Annotated in this window: 10 protein-coding genes; 8 read left to right on the top strand and 2 right to left on the bottom strand. The window is 72.5% G+C overall.

What is annotated here, in order from left to right:
* Positions 1–52 precede the first annotated feature (52 nt).
* Positions 53–1,327, top strand: coding sequence for a transglycosylase family protein (locus ACF1DX_RS15675; protein WP_391791722.1), 1,275 nt, complete (start codon positions 53–55; stop codon positions 1,325–1,327).
* On the opposite strand, the gene ACF1DX_RS15670 is transcribed toward ACF1DX_RS15675, so the two are convergent.
* On the bottom strand, positions 1,317–2,429 hold the full coding sequence (locus tag ACF1DX_RS15670) for a DMT family transporter (RefSeq protein WP_391791721.1): 1,113 nt from the start codon (positions 2,427–2,429) through the stop codon (positions 1,317–1,319). The two genes, ACF1DX_RS15675 and ACF1DX_RS15670, sit on opposite strands and share 11 nt — an antisense overlap.
* A 228-nt stretch (positions 2,430–2,657) precedes the next feature.
* On the opposite strand from ACF1DX_RS15670, the gene ACF1DX_RS15665 reads away from it, so the two are divergent.
* The 7 genes from ACF1DX_RS15665 to ACF1DX_RS15635 all read left to right on the top strand — a co-directional run bounded on the left by ACF1DX_RS15665 (position 2,658) and on the right by ACF1DX_RS15635 (position 12,682).
* Entirely contained in the window at positions 2,658–3,395 is a 738-nt protein-coding gene (locus ACF1DX_RS15665; RefSeq protein ID WP_391791720.1) for a (2Fe-2S)-binding protein, read from the top strand.
* Positions 3,396–3,433: 38 nt separating this feature from the next.
* Positions 3,434–4,585 (top strand): glycogen synthase, encoded by a 1,152-nt coding sequence (glgA, locus tag ACF1DX_RS15660; RefSeq protein ID WP_391791719.1) that lies wholly within the window; start codon positions 3,434–3,436, stop codon positions 4,583–4,585.
* A gap of 51 nt (positions 4,586–4,636) precedes the next feature.
* On the top strand, positions 4,637–5,857 hold the full coding sequence (gene glgC / locus ACF1DX_RS15655; protein WP_391791718.1) for a glucose-1-phosphate adenylyltransferase: 1,221 nt from the start codon (positions 4,637–4,639) through the stop codon (positions 5,855–5,857).
* A 204-nt stretch (positions 5,858–6,061) separates the two neighbouring features.
* The gene (locus ACF1DX_RS15650; protein ID WP_391791717.1) at positions 6,062–8,692 is read left to right on the top strand and encodes a PA14 domain-containing protein; all 2,631 of its coding nucleotides are present in this window, start codon (positions 6,062–6,064) and stop codon (positions 8,690–8,692) included.
* 233 nt (positions 8,693–8,925) lie between these two features.
* On the top strand, positions 8,926–10,353 hold the full coding sequence (locus tag ACF1DX_RS15645) for a wax ester/triacylglycerol synthase family O-acyltransferase (RefSeq protein ID WP_391791716.1): 1,428 nt from the start codon (positions 8,926–8,928) through the stop codon (positions 10,351–10,353).
* Positions 10,354–10,459: 106 nt separating this feature from the next.
* Positions 10,460–11,953: an SDR family NAD(P)-dependent oxidoreductase gene (locus ACF1DX_RS15640; RefSeq protein WP_391791715.1), complete on the top strand. Its 1,494-nt coding sequence runs from the start codon at positions 10,460–10,462 to the stop codon at positions 11,951–11,953.
* A 555-nt stretch (positions 11,954–12,508) separates the two neighbouring features.
* Positions 12,509–12,682: a hypothetical protein gene (locus ACF1DX_RS15635; protein WP_385049473.1), complete on the top strand. Its 174-nt coding sequence runs from the start codon at positions 12,509–12,511 to the stop codon at positions 12,680–12,682.
* Between the two features lie 29 nt (positions 12,683–12,711).
* Here the strand turns inward: ACF1DX_RS15635 and ACF1DX_RS15630 are convergent, their stop codons facing one another.
* On the bottom strand, positions 12,712–13,107 hold the full coding sequence (locus tag ACF1DX_RS15630) for a VOC family protein (protein ID WP_030871639.1): 396 nt from the start codon (positions 13,105–13,107) through the stop codon (positions 12,712–12,714).
* Positions 13,108–13,197 lie beyond the last annotated feature (90 nt).

The following is a 13,197-nucleotide window of genomic DNA, read 5'->3' as shown; positions in this document are numbered from 1 at the left end:
GTTCGCAACGCTTACTTTTGCCCCTCCTGACGCATTGTCGAGGGGGATTTCCATGGCCGTGCGCGGCCGGCACCGCCGGTATCAGCCGAACAGGATCAACCGGGCCTCGCTCACCGTCACCGCGGGCGGCGCCGGAATGGCACTCCCGCTGCTGGGCACCGGCCCCGCCCAGGCGGCCGACGTGGAGACCTGGGACAAGGTCGCCGCCTGCGAGTCCACCAACGACTGGAACATCAACACCGGCAACGGGTACTACGGCGGGCTCCAGTTCACCCAGTCGACCTGGGAGGCGTACGGCGGCACCCGGTACGCGCCGCGCGCGGATCTGGCCACCAAGGACCAGCAGATCGCCGTCGCCGAGAAGGTCCTCGACGGACAGGGGCCCGGCGCCTGGCCGGTGTGCTCGGTACGGGCCGGACTGACCCGGGGCGGCGACACCCCCGGCATCCGGCCGGCCACCGACAAGCCGGACGGAAACGAGAAGAGCGGCAAGAGCGGCAGGAGCGACAAGGGCGGTGAGAAGTCCCGCGGGTCCTCCGTCGAGGACGTCACACCGCAGACCACACCCCAGTCCCGCGCGGGCCGCGCCGAGATGTACACCGTCGTCCGCGGCGACACCCTCTCCGGCATCGCGTCGGGTGAACGGGTCGGCGGCGGCTGGCAGAGGCTGTACGACGCCAACCGCTCCACCATCGGCGGCGACCCCGACCTGATCGTTCCGGGCCAGCGGCTCGCCCTGCCCGACGGGACGACGAAGACGGCCGGGAAACCGGCCGGGCCGGACGGGAGGAAAGCCGGAAAAGCCGAAAAGGCCGAAAAGAGGACCGAGAAGAAAACCGAGAGGAAGACCGGGGAAAAGGCCGAGAGGAAAGCCTCCTCCCAGCGCACCGAGGACCGTGCGGACCGCGCCGCCAAGTCCACCGGCGGTCTGGTCGCCCCGGTCAGCGCCGCGCTCGGCACGCCGTACCACAAGGCCGGATCCGCCTGGTCGAAGGGCTACCACACGGGCGTCGACTTCCCCGTCCCCACCGGCACGGCCGTGAAGTCGGTCGGGGCCGGCACCGTCGTCAGCGCGGGCTGGGAGGGGTCGTTCGGCTACCAGGTGGTGGTCCGGCACGCCGACGGCCGCTACAGCCAGTACGCGCACCTGTCGGCGATCTCCGTGAGGAGCGGGCAGTCCGTCGGCGCGGGCCAGCGCATCGGCCGTTCCGGCTCGACCGGGAACAGTTCGGGCCCGCATCTGCACTTCGAGGTGCGGACGGGGCCCGGCTTCGGATCGGACATCGACCCGGTCGCCTACCTGAGGGCGGGCGGCGTCAGGATGTGACCCGCGTCCTGCGCCGGTCCGCCACCGGCACGTACGGGCCGCCGTAGAAGGGCGCGTACGACACCAGCGGCACCGGGACGGGATCCGCGTCGTCCGGCGCGCCGCCCGGTGCCGGCACGGGGGCCGGCATCCGTACGTCCTCGGGGAGTTCGAGCGCGGCCAGCAGCCGCTCGGCGGGGTCGGCGGCCGGCAGCTCGTCGGCCACCGCGGGAACTCCCCCGGGAGCGGGCTCCGGTACGGAGCCCTCCGCCGTCCGTGCCTCCTGGTGCTCGCGTGACAGCCGCTCCGTCGTCAGCAGGATCAGACCGCCGGCCGCCACCACGCCACAGCTCAGCGCGAGCGCCGTGCCCGTCGTGCCGTAGCGGAAGGTCTCGCCGAACATCGTGATGCCGACCGCGGCCGCCACCACCGGGTTCACCACCGTCAGCGTGGCCAGCGGGGCCGCGAGGCCGGCGCCCCGGTAGGAGGCCTGGGAGAGCAGCATGCCGGCCGTGGCCAGGACGCCGATCACCGCCAGGGACGGCACGTCCGCCGCCGAGACCCCGCCGGTCCAGTCGACCGCGACGGTCTTGGTGAAGACGGAGGACATGCCGAACGCGACACCGGACGCGGTGGCCAGCAGGATGCTGCGCACCGCCGGATGCCGGTGCGCGGCGCGGGCCGCGGCCATCAGCGCCACGACCGCCCCGGCCGTCCCCAGCGCCGCCGCCACCCGCTGCGCGGTGTCCAGCGACCGCACGTCGGACGCGCCGACCAGGGAGAGCAGCCCCGCGAGGCCCACCGTCGCCATGACGGCGCCGCGCCACGCGGTCGCCCCGGCCTTCCGGCCGACGAACAGCGCGGCCATGGGCAGGGCGAAGACGATGGTCAGCGCGCCCAGGGGCTGGACGAGGCTGAGGGGGCCGTAGGCGAGCGCCACCACGTGGAGCAGTCCGCCGAGGCCGTTGAGCGCGACCGCCGCCCACCAGCCCGGCCGGCGCAGCGGCGCGTACTGCTGCGCGCCGGGCGAGGAGACCGCGACCTGCTCCTGCACGATCGCCCCGCCGGCGTACGCCACGGCAGAGACAAACGACAGCAGCACGGACAACGCGAGGGCGCTCATCGGCTGCTCCTCTGCGTGAGGCCGGGGCGGTGGGCCCGGCACGGCGAACGGTCGGCTTCCATAACCAACACGATGCCGTGTCAGAGTGTTCCCGTCGTCGTCCCTGAGCACTCAATGAGTCCTACTGCCGATGGAGTACGACGGCGACCCCGTCATCCCCAGGGTGGGTGCCCGGGGTGGAGGGCCCCTGGTCACCACCCCCCGGGGGCCTTGGTACTACTGCACGTCGTGGACCTCGACCCGTCTCTCACCGCCCTTCACCGCCTCGGTGGTTTCTTCGTCCTGCGCACGGCGGGAGTGGCCGACCGCCGCCTGCCCACGCTCGCCCAGGCATACGGACCACGACCCCCGGATGTTCAGGACGACTTCCTGACCTCGCGGATCCGCCGGGTCGCCGGCGCCCTGCGCACCCACGAGGCGAGGGTCGCCGCGTCGGTGGCCCAGCAGGGGCTCGCCGCCCGCCTGTGGTCCGTGGCCCTCGGCTCCGCCGCCCTGTACGGCGCCGTCCCCGACCTCGCCCCGCCGCTGCTGCGCTGGGACCCCGAGGGCAGCGCCCCCGACGACCTGTGGCTGACGGAGGTACGGCCGCTGCCCGGCGACGCGGCGACGATCGCGGAGCTGGTGCCGCACGGCCACCTCGAACCCCTCGCCGCGGCCCTGCGCTCCCGCCACCGCCTCGCACCCGGCCTGCTGCGCGGCAACGCCGCCTCCGCGCTCGTGGGTGCCGCCCGGGAACTGGACCGCTGGGGGCGCCGCCACGGCCGTACGGACGTCGCCGCCCGCGCCGTCTCCCTGGCGGCCGAACTCCTCGCGCACCCCCTGCTCACCGGGACCGGAACCCTCACGGGCACCGCCTTCCGGCGTCGTAGCTGCTGTCTGTACTACCGGGTGCCCGGCGGGGGCGTCTGCGGCGACTGCTGCCTCGTACGGCCGCCCCGCTCTTCCCCACGCGCCCCGTCTGGGTGACCATGAAGGCAACGTCCGCTCAGACAGGGGGTTCACGGGTGCGAGTGGGACTGCTGACACGGGAGTACCCCCCGGACGTGTACGGCGGCGCGGGAGTCCATGTGGAGTTCCTCGCCCGGGAGCTGCGGCCGCTGGTGGACCTGGAGGTGCACTGCTGGGGCGAGGGCAAGGCGGACGGCGTACTGCGCCACCGCCCCTGGTCCGCGCTCGACGGCGCCAACGACGCGCTGCGCACCTTCTCCGTGGACCTCGCCATGGCCGCCGCCCTCCAGGGCCGCGACCTCGTCCACTCCCACACCTGGTACGCGGGCCTCGGCGGCCACCTCGCCAAGCTGCTGTACGGCATCCCGCATGTGATGACCGCCCATTCCCTGGAGCCGCTGCGCCCCTGGAAGGCCGAGCAGCTCGGCGGCGGCTACGACCTGTCGAGCTGGGCGGAGCGCACCGCCGTGGAGGCGGCCGACGGCGTGATCGCCGTCTCCGGTGCCATGCGCGACGACATCCTCGCCTCCTATCCGGCGCTGGACCCCGCCCGCGTGCACGTCGTGCACAACGGCATCGACACGGACCTGTACCGTCCCGATCCCGGCACCGACGCCCTGGACCGGATCGGCCTCGACCTCTCCCGCCCGTACGTGCTGTTCGTCGGCCGGATCACCCGGCAGAAGGGCGTGCCCCAGCTGCTGCGGGCGGTGCGCGGCATCGACCCGGCCGCGCAGGTCGTGCTGTGCGCCGGCGCCCCGGACACGCCCGGGATCGACCGGGAGTTCCGCGAGCTGTACGAGGAGCTGAGCCGGGCCCGCGAGGGTGTGCACTGGATCCCGCGGATGCTGCCGCGGCCCGAGGTGATCCAGCTCCTGACACATGCCGCCGTGTTCGCCTGCCCCTCGGTGTACGAGCCGCTCGGCATCGTCAACCTGGAGGCCATGGCGTGCGGCACCGCCGTGGTCGCCTCCCGGGTCGGCGGGATTCCCGAGGTCGTGGCGGACGGCGACACCGGGGTACTCGTGGACGCGGACGACGACTTCGAGGCGGGCCTCACGCGGGCGCTCGACTCGGTCCTCGGCGACCCGGAGGCGGCACGGCGGATGGGAGAGGCGGGCCGGGAGCGCGCGGTCTCGGAGTTCGGCTGGGACGCGGTGGCCCGCCGTACGGCCGGGCTCTACGAGGAGGTCCTCAAACAGGCTTAGTCCCGTCCCTCCGGGGCAGTCTTGGGAAAATTCGGCGTGAGGGGAGCGGCCATGCGTCGTGGTGGTCCTTCGGTCCTGGGAATCGTGCTCGCGGGCGGCGAGGGCAAGCGCCTGATGCCCCTCACGGCGGACCGCGCCAAACCGGCGGTCACCTTCGGCGGCACCTACCGCCTGGTCGACTTCGTGCTGTCCAACCTGGTCAACGGTGACATCCGGCGCATCTGCGTGCTCACGCAGTACAAGTCGCACTCGCTGGACCGGCACATCACCACCACCTGGCGGATGTCCAGCCTGCTCGGCAACTACGTCACCCCGGTCCCCGCCCAGCAGCGCCTCGGCCCGCGCTGGTACCTGGGCAGCGCCGACGCGATCCTGCAGTCCCTGAACCTGATCTACGACGAACGGCCGGAGTACGTGGCGGTGTTCGGCGCCGACCACGTGTACCGCATGGACCCGCGCCAGATGCTCGCCCAGCACATCGAGAGCGGGGCCGGGGTCACGGTGGCGGGGATCAGGGTGCCGCGCTCGGAATCCGCCTCCTTCGGCGTGATCACGCCGGGCTCGGACGGGCAGTCCGTGGAGCGCTTCCTGGAGAAGCCCGCCGACCCGCCCGGACTGGCCGGCGACCCCGAGTGCGTGTTCGCCTCCATGGGGAACTACGTCTTCACCACCAAGGCGCTCATCGAGGCCCTCCACCGGGACGCCGAGGACGAGAACTCGGTGCACGACATGGGCGGTTCGATCCTGCCCCAGCTCACCGAGCGGGGCGAGGCCGCGCTGTACGACTTCAGCACCAACCACGTGCCCGGCGAGACCAGCCGCGACCAGGGTTACTGGCGGGACGTCGGCACGCTGGACGCGTACTACGAGGCGCACATGGACCTGATCGCCGAGCGCCCCGCGTTCAACCTCTACAACCGGCAGTGGCCCGTCTACACGCACTCGGGCCAGCTCTCCCCGGCCCGCTTCAACGCGGGCGGCATGGCGAGCGAGTCGATCATCAGCGCCGGCTGCCTGATCCGGGGCCAGGTCACCCGGTCCGTGCTGTCGCCGGGCGTGGTGGTCGATCCGGGGGCCATGGTGCAGGGGTCGGTGCTGCACGACAACGTGCACATCGGGCGGGGCGCGGTGGTGCGCGGCGCGGTGCTCGACAAGAACGTCGAGGTGCCGCCGGGCGCCACGATCGGCGTCAACCCCGAGCGGGACGCCGAGCTGTACACGGTGTCCAAGAGCGGGGTGATCGCGCTCGGCAAGGGACAGCTCGTGCCGTAGTGACGCGAGGGAGGGGCCCCGGTCGGCGTGACCACCGGGGCCTTTGTCATGTCCCTGGACGGATGAAGGAATCCGTGCTGTTATGCCAAGTACTGTTCTTTGACAACGTTGTACTGACGAGTGCGACGCACAGAACAGAACATGCACAGCCCAGAGACACGTACTGAGCAGCGAGCCGTCTCCTTCCTCACCGACGGAGGTTCCGTGCGCACCAGACGACTCAGAAACCGATTCGCGCTTGTGCTGGCCGCCGCGCTGGGAGTCACCGGACTCACCGCGGCCGTCCCGGCCGCGACCGCGGCGGAGGACGAGCCGGTGGAGATCCACGGCCTGAAGGGCGAGTACTACACCCAGTCCGCCCCCGGCGCCTTCGACTTCCACGAGCTCAAGGCCACCGCCTTCGACTCCGACCTCGACTTCGACAACCTGGAGCCGCGCCTGAACCTCACTACCGGCCGGTCGGACGACGTCAGCGTCCGCTGGACCGGCAGGATCGTGCCGGAGAGGACCGGCGCCCACACCTTCTCGGTCAGCGCCGACAACGGCTTCCGCCTGTGGATCGACGGCGAGATCGCCATCGACCACTGGATCGACGACTGGGACCGCGAACAGACCGCCCAGCCCGTCGAGCTGACCGCCGGCCGCGCCCACGACATCAAGGTCGAGTACTTCGAGCACTACGGCGGCTCCAACTTCCACCTGCGCTGGACCGAACCCGGCGGCACCAAGGAGCCCGTACCGCAGTCCGCGTTCCGCCTCCCCGACGGCTTCGACTACGACGGCGCCCTCGCCGCCACCGTCCTCGCCTCCGGCCGCACCCTGAAGCTGGACTTCCCCCGCCCGCTCGCCGCGCCCCCGGCCGGCTTCACCGACCACTTCGACGCGGTGATCGGCGGCGCCGACTGGCCCGTGAAGTCGGCGGAACCCGACCCGGCCGACCCGAAGGCGCTGCTCGTCACGCTCGCCGAGCCCGTCGTCGGCAACAAGACCGGCACCGCCCGCGGCAGCGCCGACATCCGCTACGACGGCCAGGGCGGCCTGACCGCCGCCGACGGCGACCCCGTGGACGCCTTCCTGAGCAGCGGCCCCAACCGCTCCACCTACGAACTGAGCACCGAGTGGGCCGACGAGGTCGGCCCGGACAACGCCCTGCCCGAGTACCCGCGCCCGCAGCTCACCCGTGAGCAGTGGCGCAATCTGAACGGCCGCTGGCAGTTCGCCGCCGCGAAGGAGGGCGAGCAGCCGCCCGTCGGGAAGACGCTCAAGGAGCGCATCCTCGTCCCGTACCCGGTGGAGTCCCAGCTCTCCGGCCTCCAGCGGCACGAGGACCGCATGTGGTACCGCCGCACCTTCACCGTGCCCCGCGACTGGCACATCGGCTCCGGAAAGCGGCTGAAGCTCAACTTCGGCGCTGTCGACTGGCGCTCCGAGGTGTACGTCAACGGCGTCAAGGTCGCCGACCACGAGGGCGGCTACGACAAGTTCAGCGCCGACGTCACCGACGCGCTGAAGCCCGGCCGCACCCAGGAGCTCATCGTCGGCGTCTACGACCCGACCGACGCCGCCGACGGCGAGAACCCGCCGCTCGGCAAGCAGCGCCTGGATCCCAGCGGCATCTGGTACACGCCCAGCTCCGGCATCTGGCAGACCGTCTGGATGGAGCCCGTCGCCCGCGACCACGTCGACTCCCTCAAGCTGATCCCGGACGTGCCCGGCGAGCGGCTCACCGTGGAGGCGAAGGGCGTCCGGGACGGCGTACCGGTCACGGCGACCGCGTACGAGGGACGGCGCAAGGTCGCCACGGCCACCGGCCGCACCGGCGAGCCGCTCACCCTGAGGATCCACGACCCGCGCCTGTGGTCTCCCGACGACCCCTTCCTGTACAAGCTGAAGGTCACCGTCGGCGCCGACCGCGTCGGCAGCTACTTCGGCATGCGCTCCATCGCCGTCGAGAACATCGACGGCGTGCCGCGCACGGTCCTCAACGGCGAACCCGTCTACCTGATGGCCACCCTCGACCAGGGCTTCTGGCCCGACGGACTGCACACCGCGCCCACCGACGAGGCCCTCGCCCACGACCTGAAGGCGCACAAGAAGCTCGGCTTCAACTCCGTGCGCAAACACATCAAGGTCGAACCGGACCGCTGGTTCTACTGGGCCGACCGGCTCGGGCTGCTGGTGTGGCAGGACATGCCCGCCATGACGGCCGGGAAGAATCCGGGCACCGAGGCCCGCGCCCGCTACGAGCGCGAGATGAAGCAGATGATCGACGAGCACATCAGCAGCCCGTCGATCGTCATGTGGGTCACCTTCAACGAGGGCTGGGGCCAGTACGACATCGGCCGGATCGCCGAACAGGCCAAGGCCTGGGACCCCAGCCGGCTGGTCAACAACCAGTCCGGCCTCAACCTGGGAGCCGACGGGAACGCCGGCGACATCATGGACGAGCACGGATACCCCAGCCCCGCGCTGCCGCCCGTCCCGGACGGGAAACGCGCCCTGGTCAGCGGCGAGTACGGCGGCCTCGGCCTCGCGGTGCCCGGACACGCCTGGTCCGTGCAGCAGAGTTACGTCGACGTGGACCCGGCGACCTACACCGACGACTACCTCACCAAGCTCGACGAGGTGCGCACGCTGATGTGCCGGGGCGGCAACGGCGCCGTCTACACCCAGATCACGGACGTCGAGGGCGAGCTCAACGGTCTGCTCACCTACGACCGGCGCGTGATGAAGCCGGACGTGGCCCGGGTGAAGGCCGCCCACGAGGCCCTGATCCGGGACGCCTCACGGGCGCAGCCCGCGGGCTGCCCGACCGCGGAGGGCGCCGCGCGATGAACCGTTCCGCCGGAGGGCCGCGCCCGTCCGGGTGGCGTCCGTCACCCGTGCGGCGCTGATCGCGCCGCACCAACCCCCTCCGTCACTCCCGTCCCGCCCCTTCCGCCGTACCGGCGGGAGGGGCGAAGACGTCACATGCTGTTGACTATGGGTAGCCAGATCGTACTTGACCGTAATCGGCCGGGAGCGATTGACTGCTGATCCGTTCCCGTCGTCGACGCGAGGCCCCGCCCATGACCGCAGATCCGCTCGCCCCTCTCGACCTGGCGTTCTGGAACATCGAGTCCGCCGGTCATCCCATGCACCTCGCGGCGCTCGGCGTCTTCTCCGCGGGCTCGCCCTCCGCGGCGGCCCACGCGGCCGACCTGCTGGCGTCCCGGGCCGCCGCCGTGCCGGGGCTGCGCATGCGCATCCGCGACACCTGGGAGCCGCTCACCCTGCGGCGCCCGCTGTCGGCGCTGCGCCGCGCCTGGCCGGCGCCCGGCGAGCCCCTGGCCGCCGCGCTGCGGCAGCCGCTCGCCTCCGCCCTGCGCCGCTCGCTCGCCTTCGGCGGCGCCGCCCGCGAACCCGACCCCGGCTTCGACCCCCTCGACCACGTACGGCTGCACCCCCCGGCCGCCGACTTCCACGCCGCCGCCGGACGCCTCATGGGACGCCCGCTGCGGCGCACCCGGCCGCCCTGGGAGGCCCATGTGCTGCCGGGGGAGGACGGCACCTCCTTCGCCGTCCTGTTCAAGTTCCACCACGCGCTCGCCGACGGGCTGCGCGCCCTCACCCTCGCCGCCGCGCTGATGGACCCGATGGACCTCCCCACGCCCCGGCCCCGCCCCGCCGAGCCCCCGCGCGGGCTCCTCCCGGACGTGCGCGAGGTGCCCGGCCTCGTGCGGGAGGCCCTGTCCGACGCCGGCCGGGCCCTGGACATCGGCGCCGCCGTCGCCCGTTCCACCCTCGACGTGCGCTCCTCACCCGCGCTGACCTGCGCGCCCAGCGGCACCCGCCGCACCGCCGGCGCGGTCGTCGACCTCGACGACGTGCACCGGATCCGCAAGAGCGCCGGCGGCACCGTCAACGACGTACTGATCGCGGTCGTCGCGGGCGCCCTGCGCCGCTGGCTCGACGAGCGCGGCGACGGCAGCGAGGGCGTCGTGCCCCGCGCCCTCATCCCCGTCTCCCGGCGCCGGTCGCGCACCGCGCACCCCCAGGGCAACCGGCTCTCCGGGTACTTGATACAGCTCCCCGTCGACCAGCGGGACCCGCTCGTGCGGCTCGCGCTGGTGCGCACCGCGATGGACCGCAACAAGGACGCCGGCCCGCACCGGGGCGCGGGCGCCGTCGCCCTGCTCGCCGAGCACGTGCCACCGCTCGGTCACCGGCTCGGCGGACCGCTGCTCGGCCAGGCGGCCCGGCTCTGGTTCGACGTCCTGGTCACCAGCGTGCCGCTGCCCGGCTTCGGCCTGCGGCTCGGCGGCGACCCGCTCGGCGCCGTCTTCCCGCTCGCGCCGCTGGCCCCCGGCCACTCCCTCGCGGTCGCGGTCTCCACCTACAAGGGGCGCGTCCACTACGGCCTGGTCGCCGACGGCGCGGCCGTCCCGGACCTCGACCGGCTGGCCCGCGCGCTGACCGAGGAGGTGACGACGCTGACCGCCGTCTGCGATCACTGACGTATCCGGTTTGGTGCTGCGGCCCGGCGCTGAAGTAAAATCCGCCGTTCGAACAGCGTGCGCGAACGGAGCGCCGCGAGAAGCGAAGCGGGAAACGGCAGCGGCGATGACGGTGACACAGGACGGCCCCGAGGCCATGGACACGGTGGCGCACGGGCCCGGCATCGACCCGGAGCGGCTGGCCGTCTGCCTCGACGTGCTGCGGGAACTCGACGAACTCGACGTCGACCACCCGGACGCGATCCTGGTCCGCCGGGCCACCTCGCACATCTACCGCACGGTCAAGCAGCGCCGCCGCCAGGAGCGCCGGGCCGCCAAGACCGCCCACGACAAGGCGGTCACCGAGGCCACCGCCACCGGCTCCGCCGAGCGCATCGACGACGAGACCGAGGGCATCCTGCCGTCCTCCCGCGTCGAGCCCGGCAGGATCGCGGGGATACTCCAGCGTCCCCGCTCCTGCTACACCTGCAAGACCCGCTACACCGAGGTCGACTACTTCTACCACCAGCTCTGCCAGAAGTGCGCCGCCGAGAACCGCGCCCGGCGCGACGCCCGCGCCGACCTCACCGGCAAGCGGGCGCTGCTCACCGGCGGACGCGCCAAGATCGGCATGTACATCGCGCTGCGGCTGCTGCGCGACGGCGCCCACACCACGATCACCACGCGCTTCCCCAAGGACGCCATCCGCCGCTTCAAGGCCATGGACGACTCCGCGGAGTGGATGCACCGCCTGGAGGTCGTCGGCATCGACCTGCGCGACCCCGCCCAGGCCGTCGCGCTGGCCGACCGGGTCGCCGAGCAGGGCCCGCTCGACATCCTGATCAACAACGCCACCCAGACCGTACGCCGGCTGCCGTCCGCGTACGCCGCGCTCGTCGAGGGCGAGAGCGCCCCGCTGCCGGCCGGTGAGCTGCCCGCCCACCACGTCATCGGCGCCTTCAACTCCGGCGCGGTCGACGGACTGACCGCGCTGCCCGTCGGCGTCAGCGGACTCGAGGCGCAGAAGGTGGCCGACCTCGCCCTGGTCGCGGGCAACGCCAGCGTGGTCCGGCACCGTGAGGGCACCGCCATCGACGCGGGCGGCCTGCTCCCCGACGTCGTCGACACCAACACCTGGGTCCAGACCATCGAGCAGATCTCCCCGGTGGAGCTGCTGGAGACCCAGCTGTGCAACTACACGGCGCCGTTCATCCTGATCAGCAAGCTGCGGCCGGCGATGGCCGAGGCCGCGCGCCGGGCGTCCGCGGGGCGCGCCTACGTCGTCAACGTCTCCGCGATGGAAGGGGTGTTCGACCGCGGCTACAAGGGCGCGGGCCACCCCAACACCAACGCCGCCAAGGCGGCCATGAACATGGTGACGCGGACCAGCGCGCAGGAGATGTTCGACACCGACCGCATCCTGATGACCTCGGTCGACACCGGCTGGATCACCGACGAGCGCCCCCACTTCGACAAGCTGCGCCTCGCCGACGCCGGTTTCCACGCCCCGCTGGACCTGGTCGATGGCGCGGCCCGCGTCTACGACCCCATCGTGCGCGGCGAGGCGGGCGAGGACCTGTACGGCGTCTTCCTGAAGGACTACGCGCCCGGCCGGTGGTGAGGGCGGCCGGCCGTGCCCGGCAGGGGGCCGCGCGCCGTCGGCGGCCCCAGGACACCGGCGCCGGAGCGGACGGCGCGGGCCTCCTCGTCCGCCGCGCGGCCGGCCCGCACCCCTGGGTTCGCGCGGCGGCGGACCATGTCGGGTACCGGCCGACGGGTCCTGAACCGCGCCCCCGGCCGCGCGACCCGGTCGAAAACGCCGACGTCGCTGTACCTCGGACGGGTGACCACGGTCGGTCGCGCGCATCCGGGAAAAGGGGCATATTCCGTTCTATTGAGTACCGTCCGACGCGGAATCGTTACCCTCAGTTTTGAGCCCCATCGAGCGGGGGGCCGCTCATTTGGTTAATCTGATCCGGACGGACAGCAGTTCAGGGTTCCACCCGCACCCACGGTCCGTCATGGGACCAGCCGGTTCACCACGGCCTGCTCTCCCTCGAGTCGCCGGCGCCACCGCGTCCGAACGGTTTTCCCACAGACCCGAGCGGACGCCGGGCGCCAGGCGCAGGGCCGGCGCGGTACGTCCCGAGGGTGACCGACACATAAGGAGTGCGCGGTGACACCGGAGCAGACGAAGAGCGATCAGCGCCCCAAGGAGTACACGGAACGCGCCGCCCGCCGGCCTGGGGAGCTCGGCAGTCTCGACGTGTGGGCCCGTTCGGCCCCGATCCGCCTCGCGGGCTACGAGGACGACCTCGCCGAGCCCCACATCCTGCCCAGCGTCGACTGACGGCATGTGCGGGCGGGCGCGCCCCGTCGCTACGGCCGGGCGTAGGGCCGGGTCATGATCTCCATGTTGTGGCCGTCCGGGTCGTCGAAGTAGGCGCCGCGTCCGCCGAAGAGGTCGTTGACCCGGCCGGGCTCGGTGTGGCCCGGGTCCGCGTAGTAGGTGATACCGGCCGCCTCCAGGCGCGCGATCATGGCGTCGAACCGCTCCTCGGGCACCAGGAACGCGTAGTGCTGGCCCTGGACCGGCTCGTCCCGCTTCTCGTAGTAGTCGAGGGTCACGCCGTTGCCCAGGTCGACCGGCAGGAACGGGCCGAACGGGGCGCCGACCTCCAGTCCCAGTATCCCGGCGAGGAACTCGGCGGAGTACCGGCGGTCACTGGCGTAGACGGCGGTGTGGTTCAACTGGACGTGCTGTACTGCGGACATGGCTCGATTCGTCTCCGGTGTCGGTTTCCGTGAGGGGAGGGAACACGCGGAGAGGGGGGCGGGCCACGGGCGCGCACGAGCGGGGGCGCG

The organism is Streptomyces sp. NPDC014676 (assembly GCF_043084105.1).
GTDB lineage: Bacteria > Actinomycetota > Actinomycetes > Streptomycetales > Streptomycetaceae > Streptomyces.
The sequence above is the reverse complement of the archived record's forward strand: the minus strand, read 5'-3'. Positions and strand labels throughout refer to the sequence as shown.